Genomic DNA, 17,666 nt, shown 5'->3' on the forward strand with positions numbered 1-17,666 from the left:
TCATATCATTACCTTCACGTGGCGTCTTCCACACCGCGTGAAGGTAACTTCGCAATCAGCATAGCCTACTCCGCCTCTTCCCTGTCCAGCGAATCTTTGGCATTACCCCTTCGCAGTTTAACTACAGGATTTTTTTGCGTACCACCAACAGTAAATGGTATGCCCAGAATGCCAAAGGGTGGCAGTCCTACACGTCCTTTCATATTCAGGCGTCCATCAAAGCTAACCTGGCCTTCAAACCGCGGACGGAAACCTGCAATGCGCAGCTTCGTTCTTTCTATAGTGATAATATTATTGGCGATAGATGATCTGATATCTACTTCGGAAAGATGTGGGTCTTTAATATCTTTACGGCCCGTAGTATTCCCCACCGCATTCAGCATCCTGAAGCCTTTCAGTTTAATCTTTTTCAATGACAATACGCCTTCTCCTTTAAGCGAAGCATACACCGGATGCATATGCTCATTCAGACGGCCGCTGACATGATAATCCAATCCGACGGTACCGCTTGCAGAACCGGCAGAAGTAGCCATATCATGAAACAGTCTGATTTCGTTATAGGCACGTTTGATATCAAACGCCTTTGCGTTAATACGATAGTCAAAAGCAGCAGACTGTTTGCTGAGCGGCGTATATACAGCATCCATGGTAACCGGCGCGTCAATGATACTGAAACCGGTTTTATTCAATTGCAGACTACCGCTATTCAGCAACAGCTGACCGTGAAACCTGCTGATATCAATACCACTAAACCGTACCTTGTCAGCGTTTGCCGTCAGCGAGAGCGACAGATTTGGCGGAAAGGAAACCACCTGCGGAGGCTCAGAAACACCAGCAGCTTCTGCGCTGCCAGACGGCTTTAATTCATCTACCAACAGATAATTACTCTTCATCTGAAAAGCGCCCTGTAATTGTTGATTCTTCTGAGTAGCATAGGCGATGAGATTATACAGATGCCCATTCAGGTGAATGTTTGACTGTCCATACCGCAGATCAAATTTATCAAACCACATCTTATCTTCTTCAAAACGGAAAATCCCGTTTTCTATATGGAAAGGCAACGGGAACCGCGCTGCATTTATCGTTACACCTCTGACAGTCAGCGAACCTTTATTATTCAGGTTGGCGTATTGTCCGCTCATAGCATCGGCCTGGGTACCTTGTAAAGACAGGTCTGTTTTGATCATTCCCTGTACATCATACCCTTCTTTTCCCAGTACTTTATAGATCCGGCCAAGGTCTATGGTACCACTGGCGAGGATATTATACCGAAGGTTCTCGAAGTTATCCAAGGCAGCTTTCAAGGTAAATTCCTGTCCTTCAAACAGGAAAGATACTGGTTTCACATCTACCTTCAGGGCCTGCAGGCTACCTGCTGTATCAGTGAGTACCGCATTGACATTTATCTTTTCAATGGGATGTTTGTAATACTTCGTTTGCAGTATACCGTTATGCATGTGTAAGGAAGCAGTAGTGACAGGAAACTGACCTGCACCAGGCTTGTAAACACCTTTGCTTAAGATATTGATATTCAGATCGCCACCCAGATCTATGCCATCCATAGGGTAGAACTTTTCTACATCAGCCATATGTACAATAGCCTTCAGACTGGCATCGACGTGTGGTTCCTGTCCGTTATTGAGATGCAGATATCCTTTGATGTAATTGTTCAGTACTTCCGCGTTCAGGCGGCTGACGTTCACCTGTATATTGGCGTAGTTATTATCGGGGCAGTTGGCTGCAACGTTAAAGCCGATATGATGGATGGATTCTTTGACACCATCAAACTTAACATATCCATCGGTAAGTGCAGCATTGAAATCAAATGCGGGAATACTGCTGATAGCGATGGAAGATTCCTGTCCGGCTCCATTATTAACACTGTTCTGAATATAGCGGCCATCCGCTTTGAGGTGAGAGGTAAAGTGTCCTTTCAGGTCAAACTGCTCCCAGCCCATTGCCTCACCCCATTTCTGCATATCAATATCAGCCTCCATACGCGCATGTATATCGGGGCGGTATAGACCAGTCATGTTAAGTGATGAACTGAAATACCCTTTATCCAGCGTAAAGTAAAGAGAATCAAGCCCTACATAGAATTTGTCGGTATTCATCTGTGGCAGTTTTGTCTGGAAATCCAGCCGCAGGTGTTGTAGTTTGCTGGATGCGCCGGAATGGGCGATCACGCCGTCTCGTACTTTGATATTGAAGGTAAAGTCGGGCATTTTATTGGTCCGCGCGATGTATTTACCGGTCAGGGACGCAGTTACTTCGGCGGCACCTTTAACATCCGTATGTTCCATCCAGGAGATATAGTCAGCCGGCAGAGCGCTGAACAGTGCTTCCAGTGTAGAGGCACCGGAACTGAGATTGAAGTCCATCTGGTAGCCATTCCGCAGGAAGCTGAAAGTTCCTTTCAGTTGGACCGGTAACTGGTTTATTCTCAGGTCGTTTCTTTCAAAAGTGAAATTCAGCGATTGAGTATTGATCTTCGTGATCAGGTCTCCGTGCAGTTTTTTGGATTGTATATAGGGCACTTCCCCGTAAGACAGATCCAGGGAGGAGATAGCTATTTTTGAGTACAGGTCAAATTTGGCAGACTGCAGGTCTCCTTTACCGAGATAGTTGACATCTCTGGCACGTATGAGGAGGCCCAGCGATTTATCATGATATACGATACCGCAATGTTCCAGTTGGATACGGTCTATTTTCAGGGAAGCGCCCAAGCTGTCTGCCGGTTCCTTTGCTGTGGCAGGGGCCTGGAAGACGTTATAATTAGGACGGCCGTCGGCATCCGCCAGTACATGTATATGTCCCTTTGTCAGGTATATTTCATCTATTCTGATGGTTTTGGAGAAGATGCTGCTAAGATCTACACCAAGGGATACCTCTGCCGCATTGATGAGTGTATCTGATTCAAAGGGAGCGGATCCTTTCAGGCTGAAATCATGTAGCGTCAGCGTCAGCGACGGGAAATGATTAAAGAAGGATAGCCTTGCACGGGAGAAGTTCAGTTCAGTAGTGATGCTGTTGTTAGCCCAGGCTTTTATTTTTTTTGAGACCGCCCCGGGAAATAGTAGTGGTAATAGCAATAGTAATAGTAGTATTCCCATAAGGGACGCCGACACAATCTTCAGTGTTCGCCACGCGATTCTCTTCATTCTTCCATTAAGCATAAGGTATAGGATAGCGGCATTTAATAGTCTGATGCACTTGCGGCCGCAAATATAGAAAAATTTTTCCCTGACTACCCAACCTTTCGTGCTTTAGGGACCGTTAACTATAGTAGTAAATCGAAAACTATGAAAAAAATCGGCGTCTACACACTCATGATGGGAGCGTTTATACTGGCTCACACAGCATGTTCCAAAGAGGAAGCCATTAAACTGGAGGGGAAGCGTACACTTGCAGGAGCGCAGGATACCATCCCGCATGACAGCATTCCGCACGATACTATCCCGCATGACAGTATTCCGCATGACTCAATTCCGCATGATACTGTGCCTTTCCCTGGGGATACGACTGTGTATCCGCCACACTATCCGGATACGACTTTCCCGCCTTATCCGCCTTATCCGGATACGACACATCCGTATTATCCACCGCATCAGCCGCATGACTGGGATACTATCCGTCCTTATGATCCACCGCATCAGCCGCATTATCCGGACACCAGTCATCCGCACAATCCACCACATTACCCGGACACGATCCGTCCTGGCCATCCGGTAGATACAACAGGATATAGACAAGTTGCCAATAATCCTGTAGGCCGACTAAGAGCCAGCGGTATATCTTTGTAAAAGGCCCGGGAGCGTGTCATATTTCACTTAGCCTGTAACTAATGAAGCAATTGGCCGTTTCAGGATAGACTTATGCCATAGCAAATTACTGTAGCCAGTTTGTCTGACGCCCGGGCCGCCTTTGGGTGGTTCGGGTACTTTGCACGTCGGACGTGCGAAAAGAAACCAATTCATAATACCTATAGGGAATCCTTCAGTTGGAAGAAATCAAGGAACTGATAAAATTATGCGCTGCTAATGACCGCCTGGGTCAGGAGAAACTGTACCGTAAGTTTTATCCTGCGCTGTTTCTATTGTGCCGGAAGTTCTTCCCCGGGCAGGAGGATGCGTTGGAGGCATTGAATGATGGGATGTTAAAGGTGTTCACGAACATTGGGAAGTACAGTGATGATAAAGGTGAGTTTTTCAACTGGGTCTATACCGTCGTGCGTAATACAGCACTTGATAAGCTGAAAACTGCAGGGTGGCCAAGGCATATGGAGGTTGGAGAAGTGCTGATTGCAGATGAGGGCAACCCGTTGAAAACACTTGAATCAGCAGATATTTATAAGCTACTGGATGTATTACCGCCTGCCACAAGGGCCATCTGCATACTATACTACCTGGAAGGATTTACGATCCCACAGATCAGTGAGCAGACAGATATTGCCGCAGGTACCGTCAAGTGGCATTTAAGTGAGGTGAGAAAGCGCCTGAAACCAGTTTTATTAGAGCATTATAAAAAATAAGGTTAAAAGTGTCTGAGCAAAACCTGAGTGATCAATTTTTCAACAATGAGGAACACACCATTCCGATTCCTCCTGTAGACCAGGGATGGACAGCTATGCAGCAGAAGCTGGATGCGGCAATGCCTGTGAAGGGGCCTGCATCTGGTGGAGAGGCATTGCTGAAGAAATCACTGTTGAAGAATGTGCTCATATCCGGTACGGCCGCTACTATTACCGCAGTAGCCATATGGCAGTTTATGGCCTCTGACAGCAAGAGACAGACACCGCCTGCCGTGGCAATACACCAGAGCGAGAGGCCTTTAAAAGGCAATATACCGACAGATACGGATAGTTTAGAACAGGTAGTGCAGTCAGGTCAGATCTATTTCCCGGGGAATAATGGCGCATATGCTGACAAGTCTTCCGCAATTGATCCGGCAGTACAGCCAGGCAACCGCACAGGCATTGACGGGGAAGCTTGCTCCATACAAAACGCTGACAGGTCGCACGGTGGACTACCAGCGGATAGTCGCCGCGTGCACACTGGCGATATTTACGTCACTGACCGGTCAGCGCCGGCTAATAATCAGATACAACAACCAGGCGGGATTACGGGTAAGCGTGATTATGCTGCAAAGCATAACGGAACTGCAAAGGGGCAGTTGGCTATCGGCAAGGATAGTAGCAGCAGAAAAGGACAAAGCTATTCGCCTGCCGTAACAGATAGCATTGGAAGTCATAGCTCCCGGGTGATACCTGTACCCGCTGCTTCAGTTGGTTACCCTCGTAATGGAGATGCGGTGATACCTGCAAGGCGGCCTGCAGGGGCAGGCAAACAGCCGTATAAGCAGGAAGCAGGCCTTTCCATCCATCAGCAGGATTTGAAGACCCCAGAAAAGCGTTTAGAAGATATGTCAACCGCCGGCGGGAGCACATTGGCCCCAGGCATCAGAAGGCCGGAAAAGGCGGCAAAGGATAGTAGTAAGGTGCGCAATAAGGGTATAACAGAAAATAGCCGAAGGCAGGGTGCTGTTACAGACAAACGTATAGAGGCTGCCCGCCGACAGGCGGATGGTACGTTGGCTGCCGGAGGCGATACACTGGCTTATAGTGGTGACCCGTCCCAAAAAGCGGCAAACGATGATAGTAAGGTGCGCAATAAGGGTATAACAGAAAATAGCCGAAGGCAAGGTGCTCTTATAGACAAACGTATAGAGGCTGCCCACCGACAGGCAGATGGTACGTTGGCTGCCGGAGGCGATACACTGGCTTATAGCGGTGACAGGCCGGAAAAGGCTGTCAAGGATGGTAATGTAGTACAAAATGGCTGGGCACTTGAACCCATCGGATATCAGAGTCAGAGGTTTAACAGTCAGCTACAGGTGAATAACGGAAACCCGGATCGGATAGCTATCAAGCCTGTGAATAAGAAGGGTACCAAAGACAACCATTCCTGGAGCATCTATGGACAGGTGAATCTGGCAGTACCTACCCATGAGAGTAAATATTATCTGACAGGGCCTGAAGGTAATAACCAGTACTTCCGGGCAGTCATACCGGCAATACGTATTGAGAGAAGGCTAGGTAAAATGGCTATTTCTCTGGATGCTATACCCATGTTGAGCGTACAGCTGAATGATAGTCTGCATCATCATGCGCCGGTAAACAGTACCATAAACAAGCCATATAGTACATCGACGCTGAAGCAGTTTGGTTACGGCTTCGCTTTACAGTATCAATACTTGCTGACCAACAGGTTGCGTATAAGTGCAGGTGCACAGCTGTCAGTATATAGCAAGGCATTGATGCAACATGCGGATATGAGAGATAGCTCACTCATTTATGACCCGCCCTACCTGCGTAGTGCCAGGAGCAACGAAAGGGATAGTCTGCCAAACATGCGGATAGGCGCAGTGATTGAAGCCTGTTACCAGTTTGGCCAATGGCAGACGGGTATTAAGACAATGATACCATGGCAGAACTTTGGGGGTACGCCGCTATGGAATCTGCGACCGGGGCCGCAGATTGAGCTGATCATCAGAAGACGGATTTTTACGCGCTGACACATCCCGTATCTGTGGAAGTAGGCGGCCCTGCAGGCATTATGTCTGCAGGGCCGCTTTATTGATGACAGTAAATGACAGGTTGATTAGTTAACCACCAGTTTCTGTGTAGCATTGACAGCAGAATTGGCAATCTTTACCAGGTATATACCGGGATGCAGGGCCTTGTCTTCGAGGGTAAACTGTTCAGCGGAAGATACACGTTGTAATACTAACTTCCCTGATAGCGTAAACACAGTGATGACACTCTTTTCTGCTTTTGGATTTTTGAAGCGTATCTGTACCTGCTCACCAGACACTGACGGATTCGGGAACAGCTGAAACTGTGGCTGGACAGGCGTATTCCAGTTGTACTCTTCATGTCTTGGCGCGCCTGTATACGGATGGGAGCAATACGCTGACCAGTCTATACCAGCAGTTGCAGTTGCCAGAGAGGTAGCGTCACTGGTTCGTGCGCCGGCAGGTAATGCAGCAGTATACCACCTGGTATTGACATTGGCTGCTCCGGAGATACCAGATACGAGCTGTAAGCGGTAATCATATTTAGCCTTCCTGGTAGCTTCCCCCTGGTAGAGATAGTTGGTATTGGTAATAACCGCAATCACGATATTGTTGGCCGCCGGAGTAGTCAGGTTCAGGGTACAGTTACCGGAAGATACATACTGGCTATACACAGGGGTACCGTTAGCCGTCCAGTATACCAGCTGGCAGGTCATATTAGCACCAATAGGCTGGAAGTTAACCGTCACCGTAGTTCCGTTGACAGTCAGCGGTATCTGGTTAGCGCCGGACCATCCGGGTAAGGTAGTCGTATCTGGTCGCAGCAGGCCATTAGTATTGGTAGTTTTGACATAAGGAGTTGCAATCCAGGGAGCAGGATTGAGCCAGGAAGGTTGCCATTCAGCGCCAATGGAATTACCAAATACACTATTCAGCAAGGCGATACAGGCCCCTTTCCATTTTCCGAAATCAACAGTTGCCTGTTTAGAGCGATATTCTGTAATCAGGCGGCGGGTCTGGGCTTCGCCAATACCACTGGCAATACCTTCTAAGACGCGGGTAGGCGCATACCTCCATATCCAGGGAACGGCGTTGTCTCCCAGCGTATTACCCAGGAAGGTAGGGAAAGAAGAGCTATACTGATGACCGCCGAGATAGGTTTTCCAGGTACAGATCTGCTGACTGCCATTGAACATGTTTACACCCTCTGCAGCCGGCCCACCGAAGCTACCGTCCTGCAACCAACCCGAGTAACATTCTATTGGCATAAACGGCGCAATAAAATCGGTACCGTTCAGGAAGCCCATAGCGCTGTAGTCGTTGGAGCGACGCGCATCAGCCGTCTGCTGGAACCATACGTTACCCCCTTCGTGGAACCAGGCAGCGTTTTTTACACCTGGCAGGTCAGCGATCATAGCATGAATACCCTCATGCGTCATGGCGCTTTGCTGGTAGGCCGCATCGCTACCGGTATAAGCAGGATCGAAGGCATATACAGGATAGTAGGATGCCAGTATGATAGGCCAGCTTCTGCCATTGTAGTATACGGCACTTTGCCAGCCACCCAGCGCTGTACTGTCTGCATTGTCGGTACATAAGCCCGAACCGTACAGGTACACAGCACTCTTATAGCCGCTTCTTACACGTATATCGGGGGGCCAGCCCATGGTATCGCGGAAGTACTTAAAGTCCTTATTTAGTCGCGCCAGCATAGGGGTAATAGCTGCCGGTGTTACGACAGACTTCTTCTTAGGTCCCCAGCGGAATGTCCACCAGTCGGAAGACTGTGTACCGACTACCTGCGGACAATCATTCAGCACCTGTGTAGGCATTGGCAGACTGGGATATTCACTTCTGAAGTCATAACTGATCGACGGAGAATAGCCAGGCCATGTATAAGCATTGCCGTTACCATTACCACCGCCCGGCGATACAGGGGTGCCGGTAACCCGCCATTCCAGCACACCAGTGGACTGCGTAGTGTTACGCATGGACAGGCGTAGCCGGGTAACGGCTGTTGAGCTGAAGTTTAGGGTGTTAAAAGCATTTTTGACAAGTGGTACATTACCCAGGGTAGTCCAGGCCGTGCCCGTCCAGGATTCCAGGTAAGCTGTGGTAGGTGTAAGCACGCCGCCGGCATCATCAAACCAGTATACCTGCACAGATGTTACATTATAGGCTTGTGACCAGTCATATTGTACCCACTGTAAGGAGTTCGGATTGTTCCAGTTGCCATAGGCACCATGGCTCTTATCATTTGAGCTGGCGGGCGTGAAGTTGTCATTCAGGGCAGTGATTGTTTCCCAGGAAGACACATAAGAAGTGGTGGCTGTAGCCTGTGGAGCGACGTTCGTTTGCGCGAAGGCGGTAAGCGCAGTGAACAACGACAGGACAGATGTCCATGTAAATTTGAGCATACGTTGATTGTTTTGATTATTTGAGAGAATTAAATAAATGGTTAAGCAAATTACTCGCTGATAGAAAAGCCGGTCTGAAAGGTCACAACATAGAATTATAGCATAGGTTTTTTCTTTAGGATATAGGTTACTCTAAGAGGATTTAATAGTGTCAATCTAACACACAAAGGTTTCGCTACTGAAGTAAAAGTAAGCCGTGTTGGGCGAATAGGCTGTCAGGATTTTAACCACTTCGGATAGCATTTTACCATATAGGCATTTTGGTATCTTGCCATAAGGTGCATCATATTATTTTATAACAGATGTTCATAATCTACTGCTGTTTATCTATTTTAGCAGCAGAAAGTGAGAACTTTGAGAGGCAATAACAGTTATAGTGACCTGGAGCTCATCACGATGCTGAAGAGAGGTAATATAGATGCATTTGACATGCTGTATGCCCGACATTGGTCAGCTATGTATCAGACGGCCTTTTATCTCCTTCGTGATCAGAACGCCAGTATGGACATAGTTCAGGATATATTTGCCTGGCTATGGGAGAAGCGTGAGCAGCTGGATATACAAACGGTTCCCTCCTATCTGCGTACGGCGGTGAGATTCAAAGTCGCTAATTATATCCACTCCGGAAAGATCAGGGAAGACTTCTATGAAGAATTATCAAAAGTAACCATACACCCTTCTTCCGGTCCGCAGGAACTACTGGAACTGAACGATCTGAAAACAATTATACAGCAGGCTGTGAATGGCTTACCGGATAAATGCAGGGAGATCTTCCTGCTTAGCCGGGACGGACAATTTACCAATCAACAGATAGCAGACCTACTGCACATCTCAGTAAAGACCGTTGAGGCCCAGAAAACGATCGCCTTAAAACGTATCAGGGCAGCCGTTGAACCGCATCTGCTAACCATCCTTATCATCCCCCTGATAACGTACTACCCATAACAGACAACTTTTTCTTAACTTTTTTTTACCCTGGTTTAGGGGTATGGGCTTTTTCATCTGCCTAGATAAATGAACGCACTTGTATGACCAGAGAGGAAGTATTATCACTAACGGAGAAAATTGTATCAGGTACTGCTACAGACGAGGAGCTGGTACAATATAACCGGCTGTTTGCTGCCTTCACGCAGGAAACGGAGTGGGATAATACCGTATTGGGTGATCAGCAGATGATCGGAGAAGCCATCCGGGAGCGAATACAGATGACTATTGACAAGCCTGCTGGCCGGGTTGTTAATATCAGCTGGCGTCGATGGAGCGTAGCCGCCGGTATTGCATTGCTGTTAAGTGGCGGGTACTTCTTCTACCAGAGAGGTCAGGTAGCTCCGCTGCCACCGCAGGCAGAAAGGTTCAAGAACGATATTGCAGCACCAGCAGGCAATCATGCTGTACTGACGCTCAGTAACGGCCAGAAGATATTACTTGACAGCGCCGGGAACGGCAGGCTGGCAATGCAGGGTAACGTGAACATCAGCATGAACACCAGCGGGCAGGTAGTCTATAATGGCGACGATAGCAAGAGTGCTATGAACACCATTGAAGTACCGCCCGGTAGCAAACCGATTGCTATTATACTGGCAGACGGTACAGAGGTTTGGATAGATGCAGCTTCAGCACTGACCTATCCGACGGCATTTACCGGTAGTACAAGAACAGTAACCGTCACCGGACAAGCATATTTTGAAGTAGCGCCCAATAGTAAACAACCTTTCAGGGTGCAGAACGGAACCGATGGATCAACAGTAGAGGTATTAGGTACCAACTTTAATATAAAGGCCTTCGGGCAAGAGCAAAAAGTAAAAACAACCCTGTTCAACGGAGCCGTTGCTATCTCCACCACCAATGCAAGGCAACAGCTCCAACCGGGAGAACAGGCAGTCGTCAATAATAGGGGGACTATTCGTGTTACGACTGAAGCAGATCTGAAAGAGGTGCTGGCATGGAAAGAAGGCTTGTTCTATTTCAATGGAACTGATATTCCGACCATCATGGCCGATCTGCAACGCTATTACGATATAGAGGTTGTATATCAGGCAAATGTGAACGATGAATTTGTTGCCAGGATACCCAGAGACGTCCCGGTGTCTCAACTATTAAACCTGCTGGAAATGACTAATCTCGTGCACTTCAAAATAGAGGGCAGGAAGGTTACCGTCATCAGGTAAATCATGCACCACATTACAGCAGTATCCTTATAAGATCTATGAGATTTTATAGGCAGGGAAAGAATTGTCCGTAAACCGCCCCGATGGCGGCATTATTTATCATCAATCAACCAGAGTCTATGCTTGAGAAAAAGTCATGGAGACAGCTTTGCCGGCATTCGTCAACCCGGCATGTTCGTAAGAAAATCGTACGCCTCAGCATCCTGTTGGGATGCCTGTTACTCGTGGGGCAATCCTATGCACAGAAAGTCAGTGTGAATTTAAAGGCCGGTACGCTTGAACAGGCCTTCCGGGAAATTGAAAAACAGACCGGGCAAAGCTTTATCTACACAAAAAGCCAGCTTAAACAGGCTGCGCCGGTTACTATCAGTGCCAGCAAAGTAGAACTTGACCAGGTGCTGAAAATGCTGTTCAGTAACCAGCCCTTTACGTATTCGCGCTCCGGTTCTTTCATCGCGGTAAGAGCTAAAGACGCACAGCAGGACGCGAATGCCCCTGCCAGAAATGAAATCACCGTAAGCGGTATTGTCAAAGATGTAAATGGTCACCTGTTACCTTCTGTATCTGTCGTTGTGCCTGGTACACCTTTCGGCGCAATGACCAATGAGAACGGTGCTTATACTATCAATCGTGTACCTGCGGAGGCTACCCTGGTATTCTCCTACCTATCCTACCAGCCGCAGCAAGTACCTGTGAAAGGCAAAACGAGCATCAATATCACCTTGCTGGAACAGGTAAGGGCACTGGACGAAGCGGTGATCATCGGGTATGGTACAACTACCAAAAGAGCTAATACCGGCGCTGTAAGCAGTATTACCGCGAAAGAGATAGGCGTTCAGCCAGTGGCTAACCCCCTGGCAGCTTTACCAGGCCGTATACCAGGCGTACAGATTACCCAGCAGAATGGCCTGCCAGGTAGCGCAGCTATTGTACAGATCCGCGGACAAGGTTCCCTGGGATATGGTAACCTGCCGCTATATGTAATTGATGGGGTACCCTTCACAAACTTCAGCGGTGGACAGCCCGTTACAGATAACCTGAACTCCTGGGGTACCAGCGCTGCTAACGGTGGTATCAGTCCTTTCAGCATGATCAACCCGGACGACATTGAGCGTATGGATATCCTGAAAGATGCGGATGCGACTGCTATCTATGGTGCCCGTGGTGCTAACGGCGTCATCCTGATTACCACGAAAAAAGGTAAATCAGGTAAGACCAGATTTAATGCAAATGTATATACCGGCACAGCCAAGATTGGCCGATTCATTCCGATGATGAATACCGAACAGTATCTTGACCTGCGCAGGGAAGCCTTCAAAAATGACGGCCTCACTCCTAACACCGCTAACGCTCCTGAACTGACCGTCTGGGATCAGAATGCCTATACAGACTGGCAAAGGTTCCTTATGGGCGGTACTGCCCGCAGTACCAATGCGGAAGTATCTGTATCCGGTGGCGATGCTAAGACGCACTTTATGTTCAGTGGCGGCTACAACAGGCAAACCACAGTATTCGACGGAGACTTTAACAGCACCCGTATGACCGGCAGACTGTCTGCCGACCATACTTCAGCAGACAATAAGTTCTATGCGGCTATCACCGGTAACTATTCCTACGACAAAACAGCCCTGCCGTTAAGCGATCTTACTTCGCTATACAATCTGCCGCCTAATATGCCACTATACAATGATCAGGGCAAGCTGGCCTGGTCGCAGGGCTTTAACAATCCGCTGGCACTGCTGGCCAGAAGATACACCGGCAACACCAGCAACTTCATCACCAATGCAAATCTGCGCTATACAATAATAAAAGATCTGAATTTCAAAGTGAACCTGGGATACACCACTACACAACTGGAGCAGATCTCTCCAACGCCTGCATCTACCCAAAACCCGGCTAACAACCCGACCAGTTTTGCTCTCTTTACCAACAACAAATCACAGAACTACATTGTAGAACCAACCCTGGACTACACCCGTCAGATTGGTGAGGGCAAGCTGAATGTACTGGTAGGTGGTACGCTGCAAAGAAGTCTGTCAAACGGAATGTATCTGACAGGGAATAACTACAGCAGCGAGGCGCTACTGGGTTCTATCATAGGCGCAGGTCTTGTTACAGTAAACTATAACAATTACTTCGACTATAAATATGCCTCGCTGTTCGGTCGTGTGAACTATGACTTCAATCGTAAGTACCTGTTAAATGCCACCTTCCGCCGTGATGCATCTTCCCGCTTTGGTCCGGATAATGCCATCGCCAACTTCGGAGCAATAGGTGCAGGTTGGGTATTTACACAGGAAGATTTCGTAGCTGACAACCTGGATTGGTTGAGCTTTGGTAAACTAAGAGGTAGCTTTGGTACAACCGGTAACGACCAGATCGTAAACTATATCTATTTACCACTACTGTCTGCCGCTGGTATCTACCAGGGACAATCTGCCCTGCTTCGTGCGACACTGCCTAACCCGGCAGTGAAATGGGAAACGACCACCAAGCTGGATCTGGCAATTGAGCTGGGCTTCCTGAAGGACAGGATCATGGTAACGGCAGACTACTACCGGAACCGCTCCAAGGACCAATTGCTGGCGGCGGCCCTGCCTACACAATCCGGATACAACAGCTATACAGTTAACCTGCCTGCTGTAGTGCAGAATACTGGTGTGGAAGTTGAGATCAACACCACCAATATCCAGCGTAAGCGCTTCTCCTGGAGAACCTCCTTCAATATCACCCTGCCTAAGAATAAACTGGTTGCATTCCCTGAGCTGGAAAAGTCATTCTATGCGAGCAGTTATCTTGTTGGCCAACCGATTGACCTGGTGAGAAGATATGTATATACCGGCTACGATCCGCAGACAGGTATGCCACAATACGAAGACCAGAACAACGATGGCGCTATTGACTTCAACAACGACAGAAAAGTGATCCATCCGGGTACGCCATTCTTCGGTGGCCTGAATAACACCTTTACTATCGGGAACTTTGACTTTGGCTTCTTCCTGCAGTTCAATCACCGTAACGGGCCCCTGAACAACTTCAGCACCCCGATTGGTAGTAGCAGAAGCAACCAGAATACAGCAGTACTTGACAGGTGGAGAAATCCAGGCGACGCAGCAGCATTACCTGCAGCTACTTCTACTTCGGGCACGCCTATTTATATGGCTTATACGCAGTATGGAAGCTCTACCGCCCTATGGGGAGATGCCAGCTATCTGAAGCTCCGCTCTGCCAATATAGCCTATACCTTACCTGCCGCCTGGCTGAAAAAGATGAAGGCAACCAACTTCAAAGTATACGCTGAAGCACAGAACCTGTTTACCTGGACAAAGAACAAGTACATCTTCGATCCGGAGACAAGCGTACCCGGCGGACCTCCAGGTCTTGGTACCGGTCTTATCGCAATGCCTCCGTTAAGAACGATCGTACTGGGCCTTAACTGTTCATTCTAAACCTAACTAGTCATGCTTAATCTTTCTTTACATAAAAAACTAATAGCCGGCCTCTTACTAACCGGATGTACATTCTCTTCCTGCAGGAAACTGGTGGAGATAGGACCGCCAGTAAACCAGGTCGGACTTGACCAGAGCTTCGCCTCTGATGCTACTGCTACCAGCGCTATTCTGGGCATTTACAATTCCAGCTCATTCCGTGAAGCAATCTTTGCTATGTCGGCAGCCCCCGGTCTCTCTGCCGATGAGTTACAGAACAACATCTCCTCTCCTACCTGGGACGAGTTCAGAACTAATGCGCTGACCATTACCAATGCCAATGTCTCCGGCGTACTATGGTATAATCAGTACTATTCTGTTGCACAGGCAAATGCCATGATAGCGGGTATAGAGAGAAGTACTACTTTGTCTACCGCTGTTAAAAATCAGCTGCTGGGCGAAACAAAGACCATGAGAGCCTTCTTTTTGTTCCAGCTGGTCAACTACTTCGGTGATGTACCCTTACCGTTAACAGACGATCCTATTGGCAATTCTACACTTCCAAGAACGCCTGCCGCACAGGTCTGGCAGAGAATCATCACTGACCTGAAGGATGCAGTGGCCCTGCTGACTGACACTTATCCCAGTGTACAGAGAAGCCGCGTAAACCGGCAGGTAGCCAATGCATTACTAGCCAAGGCATACCTCTATACCAAAGACTGGCAGAATGCAGAAGCAACCGCCAATACTGTCATCACTTCGGGCATTTACAGCCTGAGCCCTGATGTGAACACCGCTTTTGTAAATACCAGCAATGAAATCATCTGGCAATTCGCTACTCTAACCGGTGTATCCATCTTTACTACCAACACCGATGCCAGAGGTGGCAGCTATGCAGCGCCTGCAGGTGTAGTTCCTGGTTTCACCCTGACAGATACTCTCTACAATAGTATGGAGGAAGGCGATCTGCGTAAGGCCAATTGGGTAACTCCTACGGTCATCGGGGGTACCAACTATAACGTGATTAACAAGTACAAAATACGTGTGCTGCCTTCCGGTACTGCCAACGGTAACGAATTTAACGTGGCACTACGGCTTGCCGAGCAATACCTGATCAGAGGTGAAGCCCGTGCCAGACAAGGTAACAGAACGGGGGCCATTGCTGATGCAGACAGCATCCGTAAGCGAGCTAACCTGCCTATGCTGGACGTCAACCTGACTAACGAACAGGTGCTGCTGGCTATAGAAAATGAAAGAAAGGCTGAGTTGTTCGGAGAATGGGGTAACAGATGGTTCGACCTGAAACGCAATCCAAGCGTCGTTAGTCCGGCAGATAAAACCCGTGCCGACGATGTAATAGGCGGTTTAAGACCTGCCACCTGGAACGTGACAGACATCCTGTATCCTATTCCAGATGCACAGCGTACCGCCAACCCGGCATTGACACAAAATCTTGGATACTAATAACGACCCTTAAAACAGATCCACCATGAGGAAAACATTTCCGATAATCTTAAGTGCTGTTCTCGCAGCAGGTATACAAACAGCCCATGCGCAGAAGACACCCGCAGCAGACACCCTGATAAAACGCTACCAGGGACTTCTTAAAGGCAACGACGCAGACCATGCAAAACTGGAAACAGAACTCTATGCCCTGCTGAAAACAAAAGAAGAAGCCAAATGGCTGACTGCATCCAACTTCTTCTACCAGCTGAAAAAAGTAAATGTCAGCGACTCTATTCAGGCGGCGGCAGAGAAGCGCTTCCCAAAGGGTACTGTCGTGCGTAACAAGGCAGTACAGCTGATATACGATGAAAAAGACCCGGTGAAAAAGGAGGCCATGTACAAAGCATGGATCAAGCAATTCCCGCCAAAGAACTTCAACAACGAGCAGCTGGCATATGACTATGCACGTAATGCTGTAGGTTCCGCTTACCTGGAAGCAGATAACATCCCTAAGGCGCTGGAATATGCCAACAGCATACAGTCGCCTTTCTGGAAAGGACAAGGATGGGGAGGGACCGCTGAAAGACTGATGAAAAAAGGTCACTATGCGGAAGCAAAACCTCTGCTGAAGAAAGCCGTAGACGATGCATGGGAGTTTAAAACGACCCGTAAAGACGAAATGGGTGCTCAATTTGCCGCTATCGGCTATCCTGGCTACCTGAGTTCTTACGTAGCCTGCCTGTTTGAAGAGAAGAAGTATGACTCGGCCCTGATCTATATTAAACGTGCCGAAGCGGCGGAAAACCCTGTCAGACCAGCAGTTACTGAGATGTATGCCAAGATCCTGTTAAGCAAAGGGGATTATGACACTGCCTATGCTAAACTTAGCGGTCTTGCCGGACGTGGCATGCTGAATCCTGTTACGAAAGCGCAACTGCAGGAAGCATATGGTAAAGTAAGAGGCGGCAATGGCTTTGAAACCTACCTTGACTCTCTCAGAGGACACCTTAATACCAACATTGAGGCGGAAATGGCTAAACAGATCATCAATGTTCCGGCTCCGGCTTTCACCCTGAAAGATGTAGACGGCAACACTGTATCGCTGGCTGACCTCAAGGGTAAAACGGTGATACTGGATTTCTGGGCTACCTGGTGCGGCCCTTGTAAAGCGTCCTTTCCTTCCATGAAAAAAGCGATGGATAAATACAAGGATGATCCGAATGTGAAGTTCCTCTTCATCCATACCTGGGAGAAAGAAAAAGATGCTACTGCCAATGCTAAAAAATATGTGACGCAGAACAACCTGCCTTTTGAGGTACTGATGGACCTGAAAGACCCTGCAACCGGCGAAAACAAAGTAGTAAGCAGTTACGAAGTGAAGGGTATCCCTACAAAGTTCGTGATTGACAAGAACGGTAATATCCGTTTCCGCTTTACCGGCTTCACTGCTGGTGAAGACGCCGCGGTGAGTGAAGTGGCGGCCATGATCACACTGGCCAACAAACAGTAAGAATTTGCTATTGTCAGTGAAAGGGGTGTCATATTACATGATGCCCCTTTCCGCTTTACCGGCTTCACTGCTGGTGAAGACGCCGCGGTGAGTGAAGTGGCGGCCATGATCACACTGGCCAACA

The 17,666-nt window shown here is 48.3% G+C and carries 10 protein-coding genes; 8 read left to right on the forward strand and 2 right to left on the reverse strand.

Annotation, left to right across the window (positions count from 1 at the left end):
- Positions 1 to 65: 65 nt before the first annotated feature.
- Positions 66 to 3,161 (reverse strand): AsmA family protein, encoded by a 3,096-nt coding sequence (locus tag K1Y79_RS22480; RefSeq protein WP_220252446.1) that lies wholly within the window; start codon positions 3,159 to 3,161, stop codon positions 66 to 68.
- A gap of 141 nt (positions 3,162 to 3,302) precedes the next feature.
- Between K1Y79_RS22480 and K1Y79_RS22485 the strand changes: the two genes are divergently transcribed.
- From K1Y79_RS22485 to K1Y79_RS22495, 3 genes are all read left to right on the forward strand, one after another.
- Entirely contained in the window at positions 3,303 to 3,803 is a 501-nt protein-coding gene (locus tag K1Y79_RS22485; protein ID WP_220252447.1) for a hypothetical protein, read from the forward strand.
- 197 nt (positions 3,804 to 4,000) lie between these two features.
- The gene (locus tag K1Y79_RS22490) at positions 4,001 to 4,531 is read left to right on the forward strand and encodes an RNA polymerase sigma factor (RefSeq protein ID WP_236059775.1); all 531 of its coding nucleotides are present in this window, start codon (positions 4,001 to 4,003) and stop codon (positions 4,529 to 4,531) included.
- Between the two features lie 8 nt (positions 4,532 to 4,539).
- Positions 4,540 to 6,573 carry a hypothetical protein gene (locus tag K1Y79_RS22495; RefSeq protein WP_220252448.1) on the forward strand — a complete coding sequence of 678 codons (2,034 nt, stop codon included), beginning with the start codon at positions 4,540 to 4,542 and terminating at the stop codon, positions 6,571 to 6,573.
- An 86-nt stretch (positions 6,574 to 6,659) separates the two neighbouring features.
- Here K1Y79_RS22495 and K1Y79_RS22500 read toward each other — a convergent pair whose 3' ends face one another.
- Positions 6,660 to 8,990 carry a T9SS type A sorting domain-containing protein gene (locus tag K1Y79_RS22500; RefSeq protein ID WP_220252449.1) on the reverse strand — a complete coding sequence of 777 codons (2,331 nt, stop codon included), beginning with the start codon at positions 8,988 to 8,990 and terminating at the stop codon, positions 6,660 to 6,662.
- A 345-nt stretch (positions 8,991 to 9,335) separates the two neighbouring features.
- On the opposite strand from K1Y79_RS22500, the gene K1Y79_RS22505 reads away from it, so the two are divergent.
- From K1Y79_RS22505 to K1Y79_RS22525, 5 genes are all read left to right on the forward strand, one after another.
- Positions 9,336 to 9,935, forward strand: coding sequence for an RNA polymerase sigma-70 factor (locus K1Y79_RS22505; RefSeq protein WP_220252450.1), 600 nt, complete (start codon positions 9,336 to 9,338; stop codon positions 9,933 to 9,935).
- 83 nt (positions 9,936 to 10,018) lie between these two features.
- Positions 10,019 to 11,158 (forward strand): FecR family protein, encoded by a 1,140-nt coding sequence (locus K1Y79_RS22510; protein ID WP_220252451.1) that lies wholly within the window; start codon positions 10,019 to 10,021, stop codon positions 11,156 to 11,158.
- A gap of 83 nt (positions 11,159 to 11,241) precedes the next feature.
- A complete protein-coding gene (locus tag K1Y79_RS22515) occupies positions 11,242 to 14,607 on the forward strand; it encodes a TonB-dependent receptor (RefSeq protein ID WP_236059776.1) in 3,366 nt (1,121 codons plus the stop codon).
- Positions 14,608 to 14,619: 12 nt separating this feature from the next.
- On the forward strand, positions 14,620 to 16,050 hold the full coding sequence (locus K1Y79_RS22520) for a RagB/SusD family nutrient uptake outer membrane protein (RefSeq protein ID WP_220252452.1): 1,431 nt from the start codon (positions 14,620 to 14,622) through the stop codon (positions 16,048 to 16,050).
- A gap of 25 nt (positions 16,051 to 16,075) precedes the next feature.
- Positions 16,076 to 17,542: a TlpA disulfide reductase family protein gene (locus tag K1Y79_RS22525; protein ID WP_220252453.1), complete on the forward strand. Its 1,467-nt coding sequence runs from the start codon at positions 16,076 to 16,078 to the stop codon at positions 17,540 to 17,542.
- The last annotated feature ends 124 nt before the right edge of the window (positions 17,543 to 17,666 follow it).

The sequence above is a fragment of the Chitinophaga rhizophila genome, assembly GCF_019492185.1.
GTDB classification, from domain to species: domain Bacteria; phylum Bacteroidota; class Bacteroidia; order Chitinophagales; family Chitinophagaceae; genus Chitinophaga; species Chitinophaga rhizophila.

Coding starts and splice junctions, on each gene's coding strand:
- K1Y79_RS22480 (WP_220252446.1), bottom strand. CDS start 3,161: ATGAAGAGAATCGCGTGGCGAACACTGAAGATTGTGTCGGCGTCCCTT.
- K1Y79_RS22485 (WP_220252447.1), top strand. CDS start 3,303: ATGAAAAAAATCGGCGTCTACACACTCATGATGGGAGCGTTTATACTG.
- K1Y79_RS22500 (WP_220252449.1), bottom strand. CDS start 8,990: ATGCTCAAATTTACATGGACATCTGTCCTGTCGTTGTTCACTGCGCTT.
- K1Y79_RS22510 (WP_220252451.1), top strand. CDS start 10,019: ATGACCAGAGAGGAAGTATTATCACTAACGGAGAAAATTGTATCAGGT.
- K1Y79_RS22515 (WP_236059776.1), top strand. CDS start 11,242: ATGGCGGCATTATTTATCATCAATCAACCAGAGTCTATGCTTGAGAAA.
- K1Y79_RS22520 (WP_220252452.1), top strand. CDS start 14,620: ATGCTTAATCTTTCTTTACATAAAAAACTAATAGCCGGCCTCTTACTA.
- K1Y79_RS22525 (WP_220252453.1), top strand. CDS start 16,076: ATGAGGAAAACATTTCCGATAATCTTAAGTGCTGTTCTCGCAGCAGGT.